The 21,277-nt window shown below is 67.0% G+C and carries 23 protein-coding genes; 11 read left to right on the top strand and 12 right to left on the bottom strand.

Annotated elements, in window-relative coordinates; all coding sequences use genetic code 11:
• Positions 1-306 precede the first annotated feature (306 nt).
• Positions 307-840 (bottom strand): type 1 glutamine amidotransferase domain-containing protein, encoded by a 534-nt coding sequence (locus tag IHE57_RS15710; RefSeq protein WP_209325544.1) that lies wholly within the window; start codon positions 838-840, stop codon positions 307-309.
• Positions 841-1,107: 267 nt separating this feature from the next.
• On the opposite strand from IHE57_RS15710, the gene IHE57_RS15715 reads away from it, so the two are divergent.
• From IHE57_RS15715 to IHE57_RS15725, 3 genes are all read left to right on the top strand, one after another.
• The gene (locus IHE57_RS15715; RefSeq protein ID WP_209374570.1) at positions 1,108-1,515 is read left to right on the top strand and encodes a YciI family protein; all 408 of its coding nucleotides are present in this window, start codon (positions 1,108-1,110) and stop codon (positions 1,513-1,515) included.
• A 27-nt stretch (positions 1,516-1,542) separates the two neighbouring features.
• A complete protein-coding gene (locus IHE57_RS15720; protein ID WP_209374593.1) occupies positions 1,543-2,727 on the top strand; it encodes an RNA polymerase sigma factor in 1,185 nt (394 codons plus the stop codon).
• Between the two features lie 124 nt (positions 2,728-2,851).
• A complete protein-coding gene (locus IHE57_RS15725) occupies positions 2,852-3,913 on the top strand; it encodes an FUSC family protein (RefSeq protein WP_366933993.1) in 1,062 nt (353 codons plus the stop codon).
• Between the two features lie 20 nt (positions 3,914-3,933).
• Here IHE57_RS15725 and IHE57_RS15730 read toward each other — a convergent pair whose 3' ends face one another.
• The 4 genes from IHE57_RS15730 to IHE57_RS15745 form a co-directional block, all read right to left on the bottom strand.
• Complete coding sequence (locus tag IHE57_RS15730) at positions 3,934-5,352, bottom strand: amidase (protein WP_253720389.1); 1,419 nt, start codon at positions 5,350-5,352, stop codon at positions 3,934-3,936.
• A 70-nt stretch (positions 5,353-5,422) separates the two neighbouring features.
• On the bottom strand, positions 5,423-5,761 hold the full coding sequence (locus IHE57_RS15735) for a winged helix-turn-helix domain-containing protein (RefSeq protein ID WP_209325540.1): 339 nt from the start codon (positions 5,759-5,761) through the stop codon (positions 5,423-5,425).
• 36 nt (positions 5,762-5,797) lie between these two features.
• Entirely contained in the window at positions 5,798-6,220 is a 423-nt protein-coding gene (locus IHE57_RS15740; RefSeq protein WP_209374574.1) for a hypothetical protein, read from the bottom strand.
• A gap of 137 nt (positions 6,221-6,357) precedes the next feature.
• Entirely contained in the window at positions 6,358-6,807 is a 450-nt protein-coding gene (locus tag IHE57_RS15745) for a flavodoxin family protein (RefSeq protein WP_209325538.1), read from the bottom strand.
• Positions 6,808-6,864: 57 nt separating this feature from the next.
• On the opposite strand from IHE57_RS15745, the gene IHE57_RS15750 reads away from it, so the two are divergent.
• From IHE57_RS15750 to IHE57_RS15760, 3 genes are all read left to right on the top strand, one after another.
• A complete protein-coding gene (locus IHE57_RS15750) occupies positions 6,865-7,767 on the top strand; it encodes a Sir2 family NAD-dependent protein deacetylase (protein WP_209325537.1) in 903 nt (300 codons plus the stop codon).
• A gap of 30 nt (positions 7,768-7,797) precedes the next feature.
• Positions 7,798-8,391, top strand: coding sequence for a TIGR03085 family metal-binding protein (locus IHE57_RS15755; RefSeq protein WP_209374575.1), 594 nt, complete (start codon positions 7,798-7,800; stop codon positions 8,389-8,391).
• A 117-nt stretch (positions 8,392-8,508) separates the two neighbouring features.
• Positions 8,509-8,823, top strand: coding sequence for a DUF4190 domain-containing protein (locus tag IHE57_RS15760; protein ID WP_209374576.1), 315 nt, complete (start codon positions 8,509-8,511; stop codon positions 8,821-8,823).
• Positions 8,824-8,856: 33 nt separating this feature from the next.
• Here IHE57_RS15760 and IHE57_RS15765 read toward each other — a convergent pair whose 3' ends face one another.
• The 7 genes from IHE57_RS15765 to IHE57_RS15795 form a co-directional block, all read right to left on the bottom strand.
• Positions 8,857-10,440, bottom strand: coding sequence for a polyamine aminopropyltransferase (locus IHE57_RS15765; RefSeq protein ID WP_253720390.1), 1,584 nt, complete (start codon positions 10,438-10,440; stop codon positions 8,857-8,859).
• The gene (locus tag IHE57_RS15770) at positions 10,437-10,865 is read right to left on the bottom strand and encodes a DUF350 domain-containing protein (protein ID WP_209325534.1); all 429 of its coding nucleotides are present in this window, start codon (positions 10,863-10,865) and stop codon (positions 10,437-10,439) included. The genes IHE57_RS15765 and IHE57_RS15770 overlap by 4 nt, the downstream gene beginning before the upstream one ends.
• Before the next feature lie 18 nt (positions 10,866-10,883).
• On the bottom strand, positions 10,884-11,294 hold the full coding sequence (locus tag IHE57_RS15775; protein WP_209374577.1) for a hypothetical protein: 411 nt from the start codon (positions 11,292-11,294) through the stop codon (positions 10,884-10,886).
• On the bottom strand, positions 11,291-11,866 hold the full coding sequence (locus IHE57_RS15780) for a DUF2617 family protein (protein WP_209374578.1): 576 nt from the start codon (positions 11,864-11,866) through the stop codon (positions 11,291-11,293). Before IHE57_RS15780 ends, IHE57_RS15775 begins: the two co-directional genes overlap by 4 nt.
• Positions 11,866-12,477: a DUF4178 domain-containing protein gene (locus IHE57_RS16495; protein ID WP_209374579.1), complete on the bottom strand. Its 612-nt coding sequence runs from the start codon at positions 12,475-12,477 to the stop codon at positions 11,866-11,868. Before IHE57_RS16495 ends, IHE57_RS15780 begins: the two co-directional genes overlap by 1 nt.
• Positions 12,478-12,547: 70 nt before the next feature.
• Complete coding sequence (locus tag IHE57_RS15790; protein WP_209325530.1) at positions 12,548-12,769, bottom strand: hypothetical protein; 222 nt, start codon at positions 12,767-12,769, stop codon at positions 12,548-12,550.
• The gene (locus IHE57_RS15795) at positions 12,766-13,428 is read right to left on the bottom strand and encodes a DUF1707 SHOCT-like domain-containing protein (RefSeq protein WP_209374581.1); all 663 of its coding nucleotides are present in this window, start codon (positions 13,426-13,428) and stop codon (positions 12,766-12,768) included. The genes IHE57_RS15790 and IHE57_RS15795 overlap by 4 nt, the downstream gene beginning before the upstream one ends.
• 128 nt (positions 13,429-13,556) lie before the next feature.
• Between IHE57_RS15795 and IHE57_RS15800 the strand changes: the two genes are divergently transcribed.
• The 5 genes from IHE57_RS15800 to IHE57_RS15820 all read left to right on the top strand — a co-directional run bounded on the left by IHE57_RS15800 (position 13,557) and on the right by IHE57_RS15820 (position 21,275).
• Positions 13,557-16,679, top strand: a complete 3,123-nt coding sequence (locus tag IHE57_RS15800) for a DNA polymerase III subunit gamma and tau (RefSeq protein WP_209374583.1) — start codon at positions 13,557-13,559, stop codon at positions 16,677-16,679.
• Positions 16,676-17,281, top strand: a complete 606-nt coding sequence (recR, locus tag IHE57_RS15805) for a recombination mediator RecR (protein WP_209325527.1) — start codon at positions 16,676-16,678, stop codon at positions 17,279-17,281. Before IHE57_RS15800 ends, recR begins: the two co-directional genes overlap by 4 nt.
• 306 nt (positions 17,282-17,587) lie before the next feature.
• On the top strand, positions 17,588-18,913 hold the full coding sequence (locus IHE57_RS15810) for an aspartate kinase (RefSeq protein WP_209325526.1): 1,326 nt from the start codon (positions 17,588-17,590) through the stop codon (positions 18,911-18,913).
• Positions 18,910-19,962, top strand: coding sequence for an aspartate-semialdehyde dehydrogenase (locus tag IHE57_RS15815; protein ID WP_209325525.1), 1,053 nt, complete (start codon positions 18,910-18,912; stop codon positions 19,960-19,962). The genes IHE57_RS15810 and IHE57_RS15815 overlap by 4 nt, the downstream gene beginning before the upstream one ends.
• Positions 19,963-20,225: 263 nt before the next feature.
• Positions 20,226-21,275, top strand: coding sequence for a metal ABC transporter solute-binding protein, Zn/Mn family (locus IHE57_RS15820; protein ID WP_209374585.1), 1,050 nt, complete (start codon positions 20,226-20,228; stop codon positions 21,273-21,275).
• Positions 21,276-21,277 lie beyond the last annotated feature (2 nt).

The following is a 21,277-nucleotide window of genomic DNA, read 5'->3' on the forward strand; positions in this document are numbered from 1 at the left end:
CCGGCCGGGTTCAGGAGGAAGCGTCTACGCAGGCTGCGTGACGTGGTTCACGTGTCCACGACTTGCGGGGAAGCTCAGCCCGAGGTCGTGAAAAGCCACGTTGCTTCTCCTGGTCATGGTGATTTAGGGACAACCTACCAAGCCTCAACAGGGCTGAATGAAGTAGCCGGAGCCGCATGCAAATGACCGCATATCCACAACATCACATGCGTCCTCGTGAGTGCGCGGTTGTCGGACCGCCTACACGTGAAAGCTCCCCGATCATGAGGATCGGGGAGCTTCCTTTCACTCGTTGACGAGGAGCTCTCAGCTCAGCTTCTCGGCGATCGCGGCGTTGAACGCATCGAGATCGCCGGGGTTGCGGGAGGTGATGAGATTGCCGTCGACGACCACCTCGGCGTCGGTCCAGTCGGCGCCGGCATTGATGAGGTCGGTCTTCGTCGAGATGAAGGAAGTCAGCTTCCGACCCTTCGCCACGTCCGCCTCGGCGAGGATCCACGGTGCGTGGCAGATCGCGGCGACCGGTTTGTCAGCGGCGAAGAACGCCTTGACGAGTTCGACGGCGTTCTCGTCCAGGCGCAGGGCGTCGGCGTTGAGAGTGCCGCCGGGCAGGACGAGGACATCGAAGTCCTCGACCGAGGCCTCGGAGACGGGAGTGTCGACGGTGAAGGTGTCGGCGTGCTCCCAATCGCCTTCCATCGCCTGGAGTGTGCCTTCGGACGGCGAGACGATGACGGTGGTCGCACCGGCCTCGTCGAGGGCGGCGCGGGGGCTGGTCAGTTCGACCTGCTCGACGCCGTTGGTGAGGAGGAATGCGATCTTCTTGTCAGAGATGGCCATTGTGGTGCTCCTTAGCGATTGGCGATTCCAAAGTACGAGCGCCGACCGTGCGCCGGTGCCCATACCCCACTCAACGACACAGATGCCGGACTTGTTCCAAGCGACGCCTTTCGCCATCTGCACCTGGCAGCCTGGTTCGATTCGGACCCATCTGCCTATTCTGGTGAGGATTTCTTGCGACGGATGTCGAAAAGCACCGTCCGGCTCCGTCCCAGGCATGTCAGCGGGCACATCCCGTGCCGGCGACTCACGACTAAGGAGACGATCATGGCCAAGTACCTCATGCTCAAGCATTACCGAATGCCGAGCGAATACATGGACTACACCCCGATGGACCAGTGGAGCCCCGATGAGGTCGAGGCCCACATCGCATACATGAACGACTTCGCCGACCGGCTCAAGGAGTCCGGCGAGTTCGTCGACGCTCAGGCCCTCTCGCCCGAGGGCACCTTCGTCCAGTCCGGGGGAGCGGGCCGACCTCCGATCACCGACGGTCCGTTCCCCGAGACCAAGGACCTCATCGCCGGATGGATGATCATCGACGTCGAATCCTACGATCGCGCGCTCGAACTCGCCGGAGAGCTCTCGGCGGCACCGGGCAGGGGAGGGGAGCCGATCAACGAATGGCTCGAACTGCGTGCTTTCCTCGAACAGGCGCCGACCGTGAGCGAATAGGAACGAGCCGTGGGAACCGTGCCCGACATGGATCCTCTCGCCGAGGCGGGGATGAGAGATCTCGTCCCCGCCGTCATCGGCATCCTCGTCAGCCGCGGAGCGGATTTCGCGGCCGCCGAGGATGCCGTTCAGGACGCACTCGTCGAAGCTCTGCAGACGTGGCCGGCCGATCCGCCCCGTGATCGGCGAGGCTGGCTGGTGACCGTGGCGTGGCGGAAGTTCCTCGACAGCGTGCGCGCCGAGGACTCGCGGAGCAGGCGGGAGGAGCGCGTCGCAGCCTACGAAACCGCGGAAGATGACGCTGCCGGACACGTGGCGACGGCCGACGACACCCTCGAGCTCTACTTCCTCTGTGCCCATCCGGACCTCAGTCCCTCCTCGGCGGTGGCCCTGACCCTGCGTGCCGTGGGCGGTCTGACGACGAAGCAGATCGCCGAGGCCTATATGGTGCCCGAAGCGACGATGGGGCAGCGGATCAGCCGTGCCAAACGCACCCTCGCCGGTCGGCGCCTCAATCGACCCGGCGACCTGCGCTCAGTCCTCGCCACCCTCTACCTGGTCTTCAACGAAGGTCATTCCGGGGACATCGATCTCGTCGCCGAAGCGATCCGACTCACCAGGAGACTGCGAACGATGACCGCGGATGCCGAGGTGAGCGGACTGCTCGCGCTCATGCTCCTTCACCATGCCCGTCGGGCATCCCGGTTCGACGAGGACGATCGGCTCATCGCCCTCGCCGACCAGGACAGAACCCGCTGGGACACATCCCTCATCGCCGAAGGCGTCGGGATCCTGCAGGCGGCGCTCGCCCGGGACGAGCTCGGCGAATACCAGGCGCAGGCGGCCATCGCCGCCCTTCACGCCGATGCCCGAGGAGTCGAAGACACCGACTGGGTGCAGATCGTCGAATGGTACGACGAGCTCCTCGGGCTGAAGGACACTGCGGTCATCCGCCTCAATCGGGCGGTCGCCGTCGGAGAAGCCGACGGTGCCGCGGCCGGTCTGGCCGAGCTGCGCAGCCTCGATGACAGTCTGCCGCGATACTTCGCCGTCGAGGCGCACCTGCGTGAACGCGCCGGCGAGACCGAGCGGGCGGCTGCACTCTATGCCCGGGCGGCCGAGCGGGCGGGCAGTCTGGCCGAGCGCGACCACCTGAATCGGCAGGCCGCGCGGGTGCGGGCTGCACGCAGGCGGCCCGGGGAGCGAGGTTGATCACTCCTGCGGGCATGACGGGGCGGCCGGCTCGGCTCGGCGATTACGATCGGAGGGAGCCTCCGGCTCACCCTCCCGCGATCCCATGTCCGAGTCCGAAAGGGGCCGACACCGTTTGAGCCAAGTGCAGGAGTTCTTCCGCATCCCACCGGGCGAACGCGACCACATTCCCGCGTTCCGCATCGCTTTGGGAGTGGCCATCCCGCTCCTCGTGCTGCTCGGCGTCGACCGCCTCGACCTCGCCGTCTATGCGGCTTTCGGCGCCTTCACCGGCATCTACGCCCGCTTCGAATCCCCGCGTTCGCGGACCAGGCGACAGTCGATCGCGGCCACCGTCCTCGTCGCCTGCGTCGGCATCGGTGCGCTGCTGGGCACCGCGCACACCTCGATCTGGGTGCTCATCGTCGTCACCTCGCTCGTCTCGGGCGCGGGAGCGGCCACCGCTCTGCGCTTCCGTCTCAAGCCCGGCGGATCGATCTTCTTCATCTTCGCCACTGGGGCGGTCGGCTCGATTCCCAACGGAGCTTCCGTCCCGGTCGCCATGGGAATCGCAGCCGCCTCGGCGCTCGTGAGCATCGGGCTGGGTGCGCTGGCCCACCTCGTCGGTGAGCGCATGCCCACGGGCCAGGAGACCTACGTCAGGGTGGGCCTGTCGCCGGTGGGCAAAGCCGACCTCGCCGCCCATGCCGTCCGCTTCACCATCGCCCCGTGCATCGCCGGGATTGTGGGCACACTGCTCATCGACGTGCTGCCGCTGCTGTCGCACAGCTACTGGGCGATGGTCGCCGCGGTCGCCCCGATCACCCCGCCGAAGCGCTCGATCCGGCTCAAGCGCGGGCTCCACCGTGTGGTCGGCACGCTCGGCGGAGTCGTCGTCACCGCTTTCCTGCTGTCCTTCCCCGCCGAGGCCTGGCAGCTCGTCGTCTGGGTCATCCTACTCCAGTTCCTCGCCGAGATCTTCGTGCTGCGCAACTATTCCGTGGCACTGCTCTTCATCACTCCGCTGGCTCTGCTGATGACGCAGCTCGGCCATCCGCAGCCTGCAGCGGAGCTGCTGACCTCACGTGCCGTCGAAACCGTCATCGGCGTCATCGTGGGCATGCTCGTCGTCCTAGTCGGCTTCCGCGGGGAGAGGAGAAGACCGGCCGAGGCGGCGTCGTCGCCGAACGTCGATGACGACGACTGAAGCGGATCGGGCGCATCCGCTCAGCTGTTCGGGCCCTCCGGATGGCGGGTGTGGAAGTCCGTGGCCTGCTGGAACGCGTGGCCGGCGGCCAGGACGAGCTGCTCCTTGAAATCACCGGCGACGAACTGGGCGGCCAGAGGCGTCCCGCGGTCGGTGGACCCGGCTGGCAGGGTGAGTGAGGGCATCCCGCAGCTGTCGATCGGGGCGGTGGGCACCGTGACGGCGGTGAACAGCTTCGGATCGGTGGCCAGTTCGGCCATCTGCTCGATCGTCGGCGAACCGACGCCGATTCCCGGCAGCAGCAGAAGATCGACATCGGACATGAGCTCGCGCATCCGGCCGGTGAAGGCACGTCTGGACTCGAGCAGCCGGTGGTAGTCGACGGCGCTGAGGCCGCGTCCGGTCTCGATGAGCCCCGACAGGTCCGGACCGTATTCCTCGGCGCGTGCCGGATAGGTGTCCGCATGGACGCCCGCGGTTTCGACACCGCACAGCGCCGTCCACTCGGCTGCCGCCTCAGTCAGACCGGGCGTGGCGACCTCGACGACGCGCCAGCCCAGATCGGTGAGGACCTCGATGGTCGACTCGAGCATCGCATTCGTCGCCTCGTCGAAATGAGTATGGGCGAGTTCCCGGTCGAAGCCGACCAGCGGTGCCCGCTCCAGACTCAGCCGGTTCGAGTAGGAGTGGGTCGCCTCGAGCGAGGAGGTGGGGTCGAGCGGATCGTGACCGGCGATCGCTTCGAGGACGATCGCCGCGTCCCGTGCGCTGCGCGTCATCGGACCGATGTGGTCGAGGCTCGGGGCGAGGCCGAAGATGCCATGCCTGGAGACCCGTCCCCAGGTGGGCTTGAGACCGGTGACGCCGTTGGCGGCCGACGGCAGACGGATCGACCCGCCGGTGTCCGAACCCAGCGAGCCGAAGCACAGCCCGCCGGCAGTGGCGACACCGGATCCGCTCGAGGACACTCCCGACCAGGTCGCTGAGTCCCACGGGTTGACCGGTGTCGGCAGTTCCGGGTGGTGGCCGGTGAAGGCGCCTTCGGTCAGGCGCAGTTTGCCGAGGACCACGGCACCGGCCCGACGCAGCCTGGCGACGACGGTGGCATCGGAATCGGGCTGGTAGTCCGCATGGGCGGTGGTTCCGGCACCTGTCGGCGCATCGTGGGTGTTCGCGAGATCCTTGACCGCCACGGGCACCCCGTGCAGGTCGCCGAGCCAATCGCCGCGGGCCGAGAGCGCATCGGCCCGATCGGCCTCGGCCAGCGCGGTCTCGGCCATGACCGTCGCGAAGGACTGGAGCGCGGGTTCGAGAGCGTCGATACGAGCGAGCATCGCCTCGGTGACCTCCCGCGAGCTCAGCGCTCGGGTGCGGATGAGATGAGAGATCTCGTGCAGCTGCAGAAAGTGCAGGTCGGTCGGTGTCGCTGTGGTGCTCATCATGCCTCCTCGCATCGGTTTCCACCAGCCTAGCCGAAGGTCTCACCAGGGGAGATGAGCGTCTGGGGGTTCAGCCTCCGGCGAGCTCCCGCAGTGCGCGAACGTGCGCTTCGAGCCGCTTCGCGCCTTCTCCGGTGATCGAGACCCAGGTGCGCGGACGCTTGCCCACATATCCCTTCTTCACCTCGACCATCTCGGTCTTCTCCAAAGCGCTGATATGGCGGGAGAGCACGGAATCGGAGACTCCGAGCGAGTCGCGCAGGAGCTTGAACTCGGCCCGGTCACGGTTCTTCAGGCTCGAGACGATGCCCAGCCGAGTGGGATTGTTCAGGTCCGGCTCCAGCCGCGCCAGGGAATCGCCGAGGTGGGGGATCGGCTCCTCGTCCGTCGAGCTCTTCTTCGGTGTCATCGCAGATGTCCGTTCCTTCGCAGTGACATGCTCGTATCAGCGCCGCAGGGCGAGGAAGGAGAAGACCGGGGCGGCGAACCACAGGAGGCCGGCCGCGACATAGGGCACCGGAGTGGTCGTCGCATAGGAATCGGCGATGATGCCGGCGAGGGTGCCGAGGAGGATGAGCCCCAGCCAGGTGAACAGGACGATGCCCGAACGGCGGCTCCAGCTCAGAGCCTTGACGAGGTAGACGACGAGCGCCGGTCCGAGCCAGGCCAGTCCGGCGAAGAAGACGATGAGCTGGGTGGGTGCGTCGTCGATGACGCCGATCGCCACGAGTCCGACCGACAGTCCCGCCGAGAGGACGAAGAGCAGCGTCACCAACGGCCATGCGTCGCCGGTTCGCGAGTGCCGCTCGTTCGCCTCGACCTGCGCGAGAAGATCCGCCGCCTGGTCGGGAGTGGGAGTGGTGTCCATGTCAGCTCCTCTGCTCGGGCATCGACCGAGCCGATGCTGCATCGTGAAAGTATTTCCACAATATCAAATACTTTCCAATGTGGAAAGTACTTTCTCGCGATTCGCTGCTGGGGGCGGGAGGCCGGGGTGCCTGCGCGTCAGTCCGCCGAGGCGGCCACGGTGGCTGCGAGCTCCGTGGCCCGGGCGAGATGATCTTCGGTGACCTCTCCGGTGAAGACGAGGGGATCGAAGGCCAGGGCCCACCCCAGACCGGTGGTGATCTGCTTCATCGCGGTCTCGGCCCCGGTGGTGTCGTAGCCGCCGTGGATCCAATAGGAGAACGGCCTGCCGGCGGTGGGCTCGCGCACGGCGTAGTAGGTGGTGTCGAAGAAGTGCTTGAGCGCTCCGGAGATGTAGCCGAAGTTCGCGGTCGTGCCCAGCACATAGGCATCGGCGGCGAGCACGTCTTCGACCTCGGCTTCCAATGCGGGCCGCACCGTGACCTCGACCTCGCCGAGCTCGGGCAGCCGCAGCCCCGACAGGGCCGCCTCGGCGATCCGGGCGGTCGCATCGGACGGGGAATGATGAACGAGCAGAACGTTGGCCATGGATCCACCCTAGCGGCGGGGATGCCCGAGGTCAGCCCCCGCGTCTAGGATGGGAGCATGGCCGTCATCTTCGATCCCCTGCGCGGGCGCGTGCGCCCCGTGGCCAGCCATACCGACGAGGAGATCGTCGACGTCCTCACCGGTCGGCACTCCGCAGCGGATTGGGCGGTGCTCACCGGAGCCGGGATGAGCACGGACTCCGGAGTCCCGGACTACCGCGGCCCCGACGCCGCACCGCGGACGCCGATGACCATCCAGACCTTCCTCTCCCACCCCGATCAACGTGCCCGGTACTGGGCGCGTTCGTGGATCGGCTGGCCCCGGATGCGCAGCACGCGCCCGAACGCGGGGCATCTCGGTCTGGCCGAGCTGCCTGTGGCCGGGATCGTCACCCAGAACGTCGACGGGCTGCACCAGTCCGCCGCCGAGGCGGTCGCCGCCGAACGCCCGTCCGGACCCGCCCCGAGTCCCGTCGTCGACCTCCACGGCAGCCTCGACCGGGTGATCTGCCTCGACAACGGCCATCTCATCGACCGCGACTGGATGCAGCGGAGACTGAGCGAACTCAACCCCGACTTCGCCCATGAGGTCGGCATCGACCCCATCGACGTCGAGACCGCGCCCGACGGCGACGTCGAATTCGAGGACACCGCGGGCTTCGTCGTCGCCGACTGCCCCGAATGCGGCGGGATGCTCAAACCCGATGTCGTCTACTTCGGCGACTCGGTTCCGCCGGCCCGGCTGCAGACGGCGAACCGCATCTGTGAGCAGGCCCGGGGCATCGTCGTGCTCGGGTCCTCACTCGCTGTGCTGTCGGGGCTGCGCTTCGTCCGCGCCGCCGCGAAGGCGGGCAAACCCGTCGTCATCGTCACCGACGGTCCCACACGCGCTGACGAACTCGCCGATTTCCGGTCGATCTCCCGCGTGGCCGACTTCGTCACGGCTTGGGCATCCAGGTGAATCCAAGCCGGAGATGGAAGACTGGCGGGCATGAGAGACAATCTGGCCCGCGCCGAACGCCTGCGACTCGTCGACACCGCCCGCCGTGCCGGTGAGGACGCCCCCACCCTGTGCGAGGGGTGGACGACCAGGGATCTCGTCACCCACCTCGTCATCCGCGAACGTCACCCGGCCGCGGCACTGGGCATCTTCATGCCGAAGTTCGACGCTCGGCGTGAGACGAAGGAGAACGACTACGCCTCGATGCCCTTTGCGCAGCTGCTCGGACTCGTCGCCGCCCCGCCGAAGTGGACCCCCGGTGCCCTTCCAGGCGTCGAGTCGGTGATGAACACGACCGAATTCCTCGTCCACCACGAGGACATCCGACGGGCGGCGCTGGAATGGATTCCCCGGCGCCTGTCGCAGCCGGAGAATGCGACCGCGTGGACGCAGGCCCGCCTCGCGCTCCTGCCCTATGCCGCGAAGGCCGACGGCCCCGTGACGATCTCAGCGCCCGGATTCGCCAGCCGCACGGCGGGAAGGAAGCGCGGCCAGGGCGCAGACACCACGATCACCGGCGAACCGCTCGAACTCCTCCTGTACCTCATGGGTCGAGAGGAGCACGCTCTCGTCGACATCAGCTGAGGTAGAACCGCTGCGGTTCGGGAAAACCTCCATCGGTTCGGGGGATGAGTCCATATCGTGCGACCGGATGGTGTTCCTAGGCTGGTCTCAACAGCCACCCACAGGAGATCAGGCACCATGAACGCAGCCCCCACCCCGAACCCCGCCACCTATGATCAGCGCGCCGAGGAGGACCCGGGCAAGGTGCTCGGCATCGTCTCGCTCGTGGCGAGCTTGTCGACCTTCCTCGGCTTCAACTTCCTCGGACCCGTCATCGGCATCGTCACCGGCCATATGGCGCGCAGTCGTTCGAAGGCCGCCGGACGCGCCGACAACGAGATGGGCAAATGGGGCTTCATCCTCGGCATCGTCTTCCTCGCCCTGCTCGTCCTCGGCTGGCTGCTCGGAATCTCCATCGGACTGGCCAGCGGCTTGGCGGCCCTGCTGGTCTGAACCGATCGGCCCGCTCATCGCCTCGGCCGGTGCTCAGTAGCCGATCCAGGCTCCCCGTTCCTGATCGAGCACTCGCGGGTGCAGCAGCGTGGATGCCTCGACCTCGTCGACCGATGCGCGATCGCGGTCGGGTGGGAACGTCGTCGAGGCGGCGAGCACCTCGTCGGTGGCGAACCGGAGGTCGTCGGGAGCGTCCTGAGGCAGCCCCACCTCGGGGCCGGGGCCGGCGAGGTCGGCGAGGAAGTACCCCCAGTCCCCGAAGCTGGGGACGTCGACGTGGTAGGCCGTGGTCGACAGCCCCGCCTCGGCGACGGCCTGACCGATGCCCCAATAGGCTTCGGGGGCGAAGAACGGAGACCCGGCCTGGACGACGAGGCGGGCCTCGGACGACATCACCTGCCGGATGAGTCCGTAGAACTCCATGCTGTAGAGCTTCGAGGTCGCGACATCATCGGGGTCGGGAAGATCGGCGATGACCGCGTCATAGCGGGGATGCTCGGCGTCTCGCAGCCAGGTGAAGGCATCGGCGGCGATGGTGTGCACGCGCGGATCGTCGAGGGAGTCCCCGTTGAAATCGGTGAAGTGCTCCGAGGAACGGGCCAGCTCGAGGACGGCCGGATCGAGGTCGACGAGAGTGACCGATTCGACGTCGGGATACTTCAGGATCTCACGCACGGCCAGGCCGTCCCCGCCGCCGAGGACGAGCACCTTTCGGCGCGGACCGTTCATCAGCGGATGCACGAGGCTCTCGTGGTAGCGGTACTCGTCGACCGAGGCGAACTGCAGATCACCGTTGAGATACAGGCGGGTGTCGCCGGACTTCGGAGCCTCGGTCAGGACGATCTCCTGATAGTCCGAACGCTGCGAGTGCACGATGGGATCGCGGTAGAGGCGCTGACGGGTCGTGATCTCGATATCGTCGGTGAAGACCCAGACGACGGTGAGCCCGCCGACGATGAGGACGAGCAGGGCTGCCAGCAGCGCCTGGGAGGTGCGGGTGAGCTCGGTACGGAAGAGCCAGAGGACGATGAGGACCCCGACGACGGTGTTCGTCATGCCCACTGCCAGGGCCCCGCGCGGCAGACCGAGCAGAGGCAGCAGGAGGAACGGGAAGGCCAGACCGCCGATCAGACCGCCCACATAGTCGGCGGCGAAGAGATCGGCCACGGCGCTCGAGGCCTTCTGCGCCCGGATCCGCTGGACGAGCTCCATGAGCAGCGGGATCTCTGCACCGATGAGTGCGCCGATGACGAACGCCAGCGCCACCATCGCGACCGTGTACACATCGGCGAAGGCGAACGCGAGGTACAGGAGGATGACGGACAGGCCGCCGATGACGCCCAGGGCCGCCTCGATGAGGGCGAAGGAGACGGCCGCGAACTCGGTCAGGCGCTTCGTCGCGAGCGAACCGATGCCCATGGCGAAGACCATGACGGCCAGGACGATGGAGGCCTGGACGATGGTGTCGCCGAGCAGATAGGAACCGAGGGCCACGAGCGCGAGCTCGTAGACCATGCCGCAGCTCGCGCAGATGAAGACGGCGAGGAGAACGAAGAACCGGGCCGGGCCCGGCTTCATCGGCAGGGCGATCGGGCGTGCCGCCTCGGCGGTGCTCAAAGGAGGGCCGCGGCCATGATGCCCGCGATGCCCAGATGGGCGGTGGCGTTGACCCAGACCTCGGGGTGCATCTGTGAGGAATTGATGATGTCGCCGGTCTTGCCCGGGGTGAGCAGCCCGATGAGCAGGAAGCTCACGCCCATGAGTATGATGCCGAGGATGCCGAAGACGAGGGTCGACAGGATCCCTGCGGTCAGGTCATCGGAGCTCGCTCGGATGGCGGCGATGACGATGATCGCCACCCCGGCCAGATCGGAGGCGACGAGGACCGCGGCATTGCGTGACTTCTGCTCCCACAGGATGACATGGAGCTTGCCCGGGGTGAGCAGGTCGACGACGAAGTAGCCGATGACCATGAGGAGGAGGCCGCAGCCCGCATAGGAGAGTACGACTCCGGTCTCGTAGAGGAGGTAACTGAGGAGCATGTCTGCCTTTCGCTGTGCCTATTTTCCGGTGCCCGGCCCGCCGCCGCGGAAGCCTGAGCCGTCGCCGTAGTTCGAGCCGGAGCCGCCGAGGAACGGAATGAAGAAGAATCCGCCTCCGGACCGGGACGTGTCGCAGCCGACGTAGTCGTAGCTGCTGCCGTTCTTCTCGTAATCGCCCTTGCCGGGATTCGAGACGTACTGGCCGTTCGAGAGGTCGTAGTCACCGCAGTTCGCCGCCGCGGACGAACCGCAGCCGCGGAAGACGTTGCCGAGGACGATGAGGACGATGACGATTCCGATGATCGTTCCGCAGCCGATGCGCCGCGGCTTCCGCCCCGAGCCGCCCGAGCCGGGGCGCTGCGGGCCGTTGTTCTCTCGGTCGAAGTCGAAGGAGCCTCCGCCCATCGAGACGTTCGGTCCCTGACTCATACCGACCATCTCAATTCGCTGCTGCTGTGCACGATCTCCTCATGCTGGGGATAGCAGTGCCAGGACTGCCAGCCGATCCTGCCGGGTTCCGCCCTCGTGAGCGCGAGCGCGGTCAGCGCTCCCGCCTGTCCGGGGAACGCGACCGAGAGGTGGTTCTCAGCGGTGACGGCCAGGTTCTCACCGGTGGCGAGCACCTCGGCGGCGGCTGTCGGGAAATCTCCGTGCACGGTCGTCCGGGTCGCGGTGAAGCGATGTTGAGTGAAACCGGCCCACTGCCCGTGACGGACCGACTCCCGGCCCCAGTCCGGACGGGCCGAATCGCGGGCATCCTCGCCGAGGCAGGCGAACGTCTCGATGAGCGCATCGCTGTTCGCCTCGCGCAGGATCACCTGATGGGAGGAGCCGATGACAGTCAGCTCGAGCGCGAGGGGTGCCGGCGTCTTCGTGCGGGAGGGCACGTCGATGACGCGGGTGGCCAGCGGGGCGATCCGGTCATGGGCGAGACTGAAGCGCAGCGCCTCGGAGCTGGTGTCGGTGAAGGCGACGTCGAGGGGGCGGGGGAGCGTGCGCATCAGCTGCCGGAGTAGATCGTGAAGGAGCCCACCGGCACCGATTCGCCCGTGCTCACTTCCCAGCGTCCGTGGTCGAAGCGTTCGAAGGAGAGCTGACGGCCGTCGCCGGATTGATAGTCGACATAGTCGACCCCGCCCTTCTCGTTGAGTCCCGTGGTGCCTTCGGACCGGTAGGAGGCGGTGCCGTGTTCGACCAGCTCATAGTCGGTGCCGTCGATGGTGATCGTCCGCGCCTTCGGTTCGATGTCGAGGTCGGTCCGGTCCCGCCAGCGCGCGATCTGCACGTCCGGATCGCGTTCGACGCTCAGCCACATGCGGGTCGCCGAGGAGTCAGCTTGGAAGAAGTGTTCGGCCCAGTCGTAGCCGCCCTCGGAGATGCGCAGAGTGCCGCGGACGAAGAACTTCTCGTTGCCGAACTCGAGGAGGTCTCCGGCCTTGATCGATTCGGGATCCCCGCCGGTGTTCTGCTCCGCGGCGAACGGGTCGCGCGGCGCCGCAGGAGCGTCGGACCGTGCCCGGCGTGCCTTGGCCGAACGGGCGAGGACGATCGCCACGGTGATGAGGACGACGATGACGAAGACGAGGACGACGATGATGACTTCTGAGGGCACGAGAGCCTGCTTCGGTTCGGTGGCCGGGTTGGTCCAGCACCACTGTAGTCGACCCGGCCCTCCAGGGCGGTCATCGCGGGTCCGTGCCGGGATCTCCCTCCGGATCTTCGGGGGCCGGGCGCTGCGGATCGGCGGGATCCTCCTCGGCGTGGGGGTCGTGTTTGGGCAGGCGGGAGCCGATATGGGTGCCCGGTCGGGTCATCACCCGGTAGACGAGGAGCGCTCCGAGGCTGAAGACGGCGATGATGCAGAAGGTGAGGAAGATGACCGCGCCGAGTCCGGGTTCCATCATTTCGCCATTCGTCGTCGGTCGAAGTAGTTTGCGAACCGGGCCCTGAAGGAGCCCATGCCGATCGAACCGCCCACGCGCACGAGGGGCCGTCTGCCGGCGGGCACCGCGTTGACCGCGGACCTCACGTTGCCCCAGGTCTTCGAGAGCTGGTCGACGTTGACGCCCCAGTCTTCGGGGATGACGACGATGACCGAACCCATGCCTGCGACGATCTCGACCTCGATGACCTCGAGGTCGGTGTCGACCTCGAGGAAGTTGAGTTCGATGTTCGACATCGACGGTTCGCAGCGGATGTGCGGCGGCACCGCCCATCGGGCCCGCCGGTTCTCCGATTCCCAGCCGGCCCTGATGACGAGCGGGTCGAAACGGTCCCAACCGGTGACAAGGTGCGCGCGTCCAGGGGCGGCGGTGATCGCCGAGGCGGGGCGGAATCTGTCGGAGGGCAGCTCGGTGACGAGATCGGAGAGCACCTCGTCGAGGTCGGCGGGGAACTTCGCGGCCTGGACCTGCTCCATCCGTTCGTCGAGCTCGGAGACCGTGATCCTGCCGTCGCCGGCGGCCTCGCGCAGAATCTCGATGGCATCGTCGCGTTCCTTGTGACCGATGCGGAAGGTCTTCGCGGGGTCGTTCTGTTCGGGATCGGGGGTGGCGTGGCTCATGATTCCTATCGTGCCCGATCGGCTGGTGGGCGACAACGGCGGGACGCTCGCGCTGGGGGCAGCGGGTGCGGCAGACGCTGGGACCGCGCCCGTATCTCGTGTCAGCCGTTGGCATTAGGCTAGGGGACGTGTCCACCGCACTGTACAGAAGATACCGCCCAGAAACCTTCGACGAGGTCATCGGTCAAGAGCATGTGACCGATCCGCTGAAGGCCGCCATCGAGCGCGGCCGCATCAACCATGCCTACCTCTTCTCCGGTCCGCGCGGGTGCGGAAAGACCACCTCGGCGCGGATCCTGGCCAGGTGCCTCAACTGTGAGCAGGGCCCGACCCCGGTGCCCTGCGGCGAATGCCCGAGCTGTCGCGATCTGGCCAACGGCGGACCGGGCTCGCTCGACGTCGTCGAGATCGACGCGGCCAGCCACAACGGCGTCGATGACGCCCGCGACCTGCGTGAACGTGCCATCTACGCGCCGGCACGCGATCGGTACAAGGTCTTCATCCTCGATGAGGCGCACATGGTCACCTCACAGGGCTTCAACGCTCTGCTCAAGATCGTCGAAGAACCGCCGCCGCACATCAAGTTCGTCTTCGCCACGACCGAGCCGGAGAAGGTCATCGGCACGATCCGCTCGCGGACCCATCACTATCCCTTCCGGCTGGTGCCGCCCGAGGCGCTGAACAGCTATCTCGACGACCTGTGCAACCGCGAGGGCGTGCAGGTGGCCAAGGGAGTGCTGCCACTGGTCGTGCGTGCCGGTGGAGGATCCGTGCGCGACACCCTGTCGGTGCTCGACCAGCTCATCGCCGGTTCCGGTCCCGACGGAGTCGACTACGGTCGGGCCATCGCGCTGCTCGGCTACACCCCGGACTCTCTGCTGTCCGATATCGTCGACGCTTTCTCCGCCGGTGACGGAGCCGGGGTCTTCCGCGCTGTGGAGCGGGTCATCGAGTCCGGTCAGGACCCCAGACGGTTCGTCGAGGATCTGCTTGAGCGCTTCCGCGACCTCATCGTCATCAACGCCGCCCCCGAAGCCGCGCACGCCTTCCTGCCCGAAGTGCCGCCGGACCGCTTGGAGCGTCTGACCCTGCAGGCCAACGGCTTCGGTCAGGGCGAGCTCTCACGTGCGGCCGATCTGCTCAACGTCGGCCTGACAGAGATGTCGGGAGCGACCTCGCCGAGGCTGCAGCTCGAACTCATCTGCGCACGCATTCTGCTGCCTGGTTCGGGACGCAGCCGCGATGCTGTCCTCAGCCGGGTCGAGCGGATGGAGCGTCGCATCGGGATGTCGGCCACGGGCGCGGCCGCGAATCTGCCGCCCGCACAGGCGCAGGATCCCGGTCAGGCATCGACGCAGGGCCAGGCGCCGACGCAGGGCCAGGCGGCCGCGCAGGCGCCGGAGTCCGCTCACGGGCAGACGCAGGCGCCCGAGAGTGCTTCCCAAGCCAGCGGGACGCCGCAGAATGCGGCATCCCGGACGAACCAGCCCCCGGTTGCGGCGGGCCACGACGACTTCGACGACATCGCGGCCATGGCCGTCGCCGCCGAGTCGATGCTCAACTCCCCGGCCGAGTCGGCTCAGCCTTCGGAATCCGAAGAGCCGGCGCCGGCCGAGCAAGCGCCCGAGTCCGCCCCTGCACCGGAATCGGGCGACCAGCAGCCAGGATCCTCACGTCCGAACGAACCGCAGCGGACCGCGGAACCGCAGCGTACCGCGGAACCGCAGCATACTGCGCAACCGCAGCGGGATGTGCCCGAACAGGCCGCCTCCGCACCCGAGTCGGCAGCGGCGCCTGAGGCCACCTCGGTGGCGGGATCAGGCGACATCGGCGGAGAGATCGAAGCGATCCGTCGCGCCTGGCCGAGCATTCTCGCCGCCGTGGAGAAGCGCAGCCGTCTCACGCGTGCGATCATCGCGGCCAACGCGATCCCGCAGTCGTTCTCCGATGGCGTGGTCTACCTCGGCTTCAACAACTCCGGCTCCGTGCAGGGGTTCCAGCAGCGCGATCACGCGGCCAAGCTGGCCGCCGCGATCAGCGACGTCCTCGGCATCCAGGCACGCATCGACATCGGCGACATCGGCCGCATCGGCGGCGGAGGACAGGCCCGAAGCGGCACTCATCAGGGCAAGGGCGCCTCGAACCCGCCCGCGAACGACACCGGAGGCAATCGCGGTCCGGCTCCCAGTCAGCGCCGGCCGAGCCCGCAGGAGGTCGCGGCGGTCGTCGGCACCCGGGAGGTCGACAAGCCGCAGGTCGACCACGAGAAGTTCTGGGAGCCGAGCGGGCCGACGCAGAGCCCCTGGTCCTCCGACGACGAGGAGGGAGACCAGCCGGGGCCACTCAGCGAATCGACCCCTGAACCCAGCCGTCTCGACGCGACCGAGGAGCCCGGCCCCGAGCCGGCCCCCGCGGGCCCGGAGCCGGCTTCCGCAGGCCCGGCCGACACCGGTGACTCCGAGGCCGGATCTCCCGCGAACCTCGTACCCGATCTCTCCGATGACGATTTCTTCGGGCCGCCTGTCGACCAGGAGACCGGATCGGACGATGACCATGGGGGTTCCGGGCCGTCCGTTCCCCCCGCGCCCGGCCTTGACGGTTCTTCCCCTGACTCCGGCCCCTCTGACGCCGGCGGCCGACCGGCGGGCGCCCCGTCCGACAACCGGGGTTCCTTCGACGGGCATTCGCCGATGGAGTACGTCGAGCCGCGGTGGGATGAGCCGACCTGGCACGACGGGCCGGGACCGGGGCAGCAGGACGCCGCCTCCGATTTCGATGCGACGAGCGCCGGCAGCGGTGCTGTCGACGTCGGTGCCGTCGTCGTCCCTCCACCTGACGACGACATCGACTCCCCTGATCTCGGGGACGCCGGAAGCGTCGGGGGAGCGGCCGCTGCACCCCCGGTCCAGACGGTTCCGCAGGTCCAGTCCGCTCAGCCGGCGACGAACCATGCGAATGAGGCGAAACCGTTCAAGTCCCGCTTCGCCGCGCTCGCGGAGAAGCACGGCGTCCATACCGCCCCAGCGGGCGGAGCCGGTTTCGGTTCCGCTCCGTCGACGGACGCCGCTGACGATGCGGGGCCGCACCCCGCCTCGGCGCCCGATGCGGACGTCCACCCGCAGAGCACGGGCTCGGACGAGGACGAGTATGATCCGGAGACGGACCTCGACGTCTCCGAGGCGCCGCAGATCGGAGTCGACGTGATCGCGCGGGTCCTCGGCGGCGAAATCATCGACGAAAGAGAAGTATGAGCGCTGTATACGAAGGTGCCCTCCAGGACTTGGTCGAAGAGTTCGGCAAGCTTCCGGGCATCGGGCCGAAGTCGGCGCAGCGTCTTGCCTTCCATATCCTGCAGACCGATGCCCAGGACGTCAGCGCTCTCGCGCAGGCCCTCACCGACGTCAAGAAGCGAGTGCGGTTCTGCGAGATCTGCGGGAACGTGTCCGAAGAGGCCGAATGCACCGTCTGTCAGGACCCGCGCCGCGACCGAGCGATGATCTGCGTGGTCGAGGAGCCCAAGGACGTCGTGGCCATCGAGCGCACCCGCGAATACCGCGGCCTCTACCATGTCCTCGGCGGAGCGATCGACCCGATGGCCGGAGTCGGCCCGGACAACCTGCGCATCAAGGAACTCATGACCCGTCTGCAGGACGGTGAGGTCAAAGAGACCGTCATCGCCACCGATCCCAATCTCGAAGGCGAGGCCACCGCCACCTATCTCGTGCGTCTGCTCGGATCGCTCGGTGTGACCGTGACCCGCCTGGCCTCGGGCCTTCCCGTCGGCGGCGACCTCGAATACGCCGACGAGGTCACCTTGGGCCGAGCCTTCTCGGGCCGACGCGAAATCGACTGAGACGAAGCACGTCGGCATCTCTCCGGCGGATCTCTCAGCAGCCTCCGACAGCCGGGTCGCCGACCTCCGCGCGGCCAGCATCGGCGGCGGTTCGGCGGGGCCGGCCGGTGGGGACGCAGGGGCGTCGGACGAGGGTCTGAATGATGGGCGAAGGTGAACCGAGATGACCTACCTCATACAATGGTCGAGGTGCCGGGAGCCCGACACGGCTGAAATCCTGATCGATGCAGCACGAGACCTCCATGTTTGGAACCATGGAATCGATCACCTGGCACGGAACTTATCAGCGATAAGGAAGATACTGCAGTGAGCATAGTCGTCCAGAAGTTCGGTGGGTCCTCGGTAGCCGATGCGGAATCGGTCAAACGGGTGGCCAAACGAATTGTCGAGTACCGTCAAGCCGGCCACGAGGTTGTCGTCGTGGTGTCGGCCATGGGTGACAGTACCGATGATCTCATCGACTTGGCCCAACAGGTTTCCCCCATGCCCCCCGCCCGCGAACTCGACATGCTGCTGACCGCCGGTGAGCGCATCTCGATGGCGGTCCTGGCCATGGCGATCGCCAATCTCGGGTTCGAAGCCCAGTCATTCACCGGTTCACAGGCCGGAGTCATCACCGATGAGCAGTTCGGCAAGGCCCGCATCATCGACGTCACGCCCGGCCGGATCCGTTCGTCCCTCGACGAGGGATATGTCGCCATCGTCGCGGGTTTCCAGGGAGTCAGCCAGACCGCGAAGAACATCACCACGCTCGGCCGCGGCGGCTCCGACACCACGGCCGTTGCGCTTGCCGCCTCCCTCGACGCCGATGTCTGCGAGATCTACACGGATGTCGACGGCGTCTTCACCGCCGACCCGCGCATCGTGCCCTCGGCACGCAAGATCGACGAGATCGGCTATGAGGAGATGATGGAGATGGCAGCCTCGGGCGCCAAGGTCCTCATGCTCCGCTGTGTCGAATACGCGCGCCGCTACAACGTGCCGGTGCATGTGCGGTCCTCATTCTCTCGCAAGCAAGGAACCTGGGTGACGGATTCACCCATCCCCGAAGCCTTCCGACAGGGTCGGGGAAAGTCGACCCCGGCAGCGGAATCAGAAACGGAGTCCACCATGGAACAGGCAATCATTTCCGGCGTCGCCCATGACCGCTCGGAAGCCAAGGTCACGATCGTCGGCGTTCCCGATGTCCCCGGCAAGGCTGCGGAGATCTTCAACACTCTGGCCCGGCAAGAGGCCAATATCGACATGATCGTCCAGAACATCTCCACCCGTGAGCCGGGCAAAACGGACATCTCCTTCACCCTGCCCATGGCCGACGGAGCCAAAGCGCTGGAAGCCCTCGACGCAGTGAAGACACAGATCGGCTTCGACCAGGTCCGCTACGACGACCAGATCGGCAAGCTCTCCGTCGTCGGAGCCGGGATGCGCTCCCACCCGGGCGTCACGGCCACTCTGTTCGAGGCACTCAGCGACGCACAGGTCAACATCGACATGATCTCCACCTCGGAGATCCGCATCAGCGTCGTCACCCGAGCAGACCTGCTCGACGACGCGGTCCGTGCCGCCCACGCCGCCTACGGACTCAACAGCGAAGACAACGAAGCAGTGGTGTACGGAGGTACCGGACGATGAGCGTGAATATCGGAGTAGTCGGAGCGACCGGCCAGGTCGGAGGCGTCATGCTCGATCTCCTGGCAGACGATCCAGGGTTCGAGATCGGCACCCTGAGGCTGTTCGCCTCGGCCCGTTCGGCCGGGAGCACCATCGACTTCAAGGGACAGTCCATCACCGTCGAAGACGCCGCGGAGGCGGATCCGAGCGGACTCGACATCGCGCTGTTCTCCGCCGGCGGGGCGACCTCGAAGGCGCAGGCCGAGCGATTCGCCGCGGCCGGGGTCGTCGTCGTCGACAACTCCTCGGCCTGGCGTTCGGACCCAGAGGTCCCGCTCGTCGTCAGCGAGGTCAACCCCGAGGCACTCGACGCGGTGGCCAAGGGCATCATCGCGAACCCGAACTGCACGACCATGGCCGCCATGCCCGTGCTCAAGGCCCTCCACGCCGAGGCCGGTCTGCGCCGTCTCACGGTGGCCACCTACCAGGCCGTATCCGGCTCGGGCCTGTCCGGCGTCGAAGAGCTCGCCGGTCAGCTCGAGGCAGGCATCGCCGATGCCCGGAAGCTCACCCGCGACGGCTCGGCAGTGTCCCTGCCGGAGCCGGACAACTACGTCGAACCGATCGCGTTCAACGTCCTGCCCATGGCCGGGGCGGTCGTCGACGACGGACAGAACGAAACCGATGAAGAGCAGAAGCTGCGCAACGAGAGCCGGAAGATCCTCGGACTGCCCGAGCTCCTGGTCGCCGGCACCTGCGTGCGCGTGCCTGTGTTCACCGGGCACAGTCTGAGCATCCACGCCGAATTCGATTCCGACATCACCCCCGAGCGCGCGACCGAGGTGCTCGGTGAGGCTCCCGGCGTCGTCCTCGACGAGGTGCCGACCCCGCTCAAGGCGGCGGGCCGGGACGCCAGCTTCGTCGGCCGCATCCGCGCCGATCAGTCAGCACCTGCCGGCAAGGGCCTCGTCCTCTTCGTCGCCAACGACAATCTGCGCAAGGGCGCGGCACTGAACACTGTGCAGATCGCCGCGCTGCTGGCTGCGAAGATCGAAGCACAGGCAGCCTGACGGTCACCTGCCGAACCGCCCGGGAGGGTCCTCCCGGGCGGTTCGTCGTCTCGCGACGCGGGCAACCGGCGTCGCTCAAGGCTTCGCTCGAATCCAACCCCGAGGAACGTTTCGGTTCTGCTCGCAGCCTTGATCGAGGTGGTGGGAGCCGCCGACAAAACATAAAAGCGTCGCTATATATAAATATTTATATTAGTGACGGGCGGCCGTTCTGAGTATCGTCGACGGTGTCGAACGCTCATCGTTGCCCTGAAAGGCCCGTCATGACATCTTCCCGAATCGCTTTCACCACCGGAGCCGTCGCCGCTGCGACGGCTCTGGTCCTCAGCGGCTGCGGGAGTGGGGGCGCGGGTTCCGAATCGGGGGACCTGAGAGTGGTGACCTCGACGAATGTCTACGCCGACATCGTCTCCCACGTCGCAGGCGACCTCGCCGAGGTGACCGCGATCATCGATGATCCGAATCAGGATCCGCATTCCTACGAGGCGACGACGCAGGATCGCCTCAAACTGTCGAAGGCCGATCTCGTCGTCGAGAACGGCGGCGGATACGACTCGTTCATGACCACGATGCTCGAGGCCTCAGGCGCCGACATCGACACCATCGACACGGTCGCGATCTCCGGTCTGCCCGGCTCCGGCGAGCTCGGCAGCGAACCCCACGAGCACCGCCAGGGCCAGGACGGGGACGATGCCCACGGCGGCGGACATGCACACGACCACGAGGGTCACGACCATGCGGGCCAGGCCGGCCACGAGCATGGGGACCATGGGCACGGATCGTTCAATGAACACCTCTGGTACTCGGTGCCCACGATGACGAAGCTCGTCGACGAAGCAGCGACCCACCTCGGCGAGGCTCTGCCTGAGGGCAAGGACGAATTCCTCGCGAACGCGAAGGAGTACAAGGGCGAGTTGGGCCGGCTCCAGCAGGACATCGATGCGGTGAAGGAGGACCACGGTGGGGAGAAGGTCGCCGCGACCGAACCAGTACCGCTGTGGCTGTTCGCCGACATGGGACTGGAGAACATCACCTCCGAGGATTTCCTCGCCGCCGTCGAAGAGGGCAACGACGTGCCGCCGCTGGTGCTCAAGGAGGCGGAGAAGCAGATCTCCGACGGTGAGGCCGTGCTGCTTGGATACAATACTCAGGCGGCCGGCCCCCAAGCCGAGCAGCTGAAGTCCACGGCCGGGAAATCCGATGTTCCGGTCATCGACCTCGCCGAGACCATGCCCGCGGGTGAGAACTACACGGACTGGATGGGCGCCCACATCACCGACATCGCCACCGCACTCGAAGGGCACAGGCACTGACA

The sequence above is a fragment of the Brevibacterium renqingii genome, from assembly GCF_017808105.1.
GTDB classification, from domain to species: domain Bacteria; phylum Actinomycetota; class Actinomycetes; order Actinomycetales; family Brevibacteriaceae; genus Brevibacterium; species Brevibacterium renqingii.

Coding starts and splice junctions, on each gene's coding strand:
- IHE57_RS15795 (WP_209374581.1), bottom strand. CDS start 13,428: ATGAGCCACGCCACCCCCGATCCCGAACAGAACGACCCCGCGAAGACC.
- IHE57_RS15815 (WP_209325525.1), top strand. CDS start 18,910: ATGAGCGTGAATATCGGAGTAGTCGGAGCGACCGGCCAGGTCGGAGGC.
- IHE57_RS15715 (WP_209374570.1), top strand. CDS start 1,108: ATGGCCAAGTACCTCATGCTCAAGCATTACCGAATGCCGAGCGAATAC.
- IHE57_RS15755 (WP_209374575.1), top strand. CDS start 7,798: ATGAGAGACAATCTGGCCCGCGCCGAACGCCTGCGACTCGTCGACACC.
- IHE57_RS15820 (WP_209374585.1), top strand. CDS start 20,226: ATGACATCTTCCCGAATCGCTTTCACCACCGGAGCCGTCGCCGCTGCG.
- IHE57_RS15750 (WP_209325537.1), top strand. CDS start 6,865: ATGGCCGTCATCTTCGATCCCCTGCGCGGGCGCGTGCGCCCCGTGGCC.
- recR (WP_209325527.1), top strand. CDS start 16,676: ATGAGCGCTGTATACGAAGGTGCCCTCCAGGACTTGGTCGAAGAGTTC.
- IHE57_RS15790 (WP_209325530.1), bottom strand. CDS start 12,769: ATGATGGAACCCGGACTCGGCGCGGTCATCTTCCTCACCTTCTGCATC.
- IHE57_RS15775 (WP_209374577.1), bottom strand. CDS start 11,294: ATGAGTCAGGGACCGAACGTCTCGATGGGCGGAGGCTCCTTCGACTTC.
- IHE57_RS15745 (WP_209325538.1), bottom strand. CDS start 6,807: ATGGCCAACGTTCTGCTCGTTCATCATTCCCCGTCCGATGCGACCGCC.
- IHE57_RS15760 (WP_209374576.1), top strand. CDS start 8,509: ATGAACGCAGCCCCCACCCCGAACCCCGCCACCTATGATCAGCGCGCC.
- IHE57_RS15720 (WP_209374593.1), top strand. CDS start 1,543: ATGGATCCTCTCGCCGAGGCGGGGATGAGAGATCTCGTCCCCGCCGTC.
- IHE57_RS15710 (WP_209325544.1), bottom strand. CDS start 840: ATGGCCATCTCTGACAAGAAGATCGCATTCCTCCTCACCAACGGCGTC.
- IHE57_RS15740 (WP_209374574.1), bottom strand. CDS start 6,220: ATGGACACCACTCCCACTCCCGACCAGGCGGCGGATCTTCTCGCGCAG.
- IHE57_RS15780 (WP_209374578.1), bottom strand. CDS start 11,866: ATGCGCACGCTCCCCCGCCCCCTCGACGTCGCCTTCACCGACACCAGC.
- IHE57_RS15730 (WP_253720389.1), bottom strand. CDS start 5,352: ATGAGCACCACAGCGACACCGACCGACCTGCACTTTCTGCAGCTGCAC.
- IHE57_RS15770 (WP_209325534.1), bottom strand. CDS start 10,865: ATGCTCCTCAGTTACCTCCTCTACGAGACCGGAGTCGTACTCTCCTAT.
- IHE57_RS15735 (WP_209325540.1), bottom strand. CDS start 5,761: ATGACACCGAAGAAGAGCTCGACGGACGAGGAGCCGATCCCCCACCTC.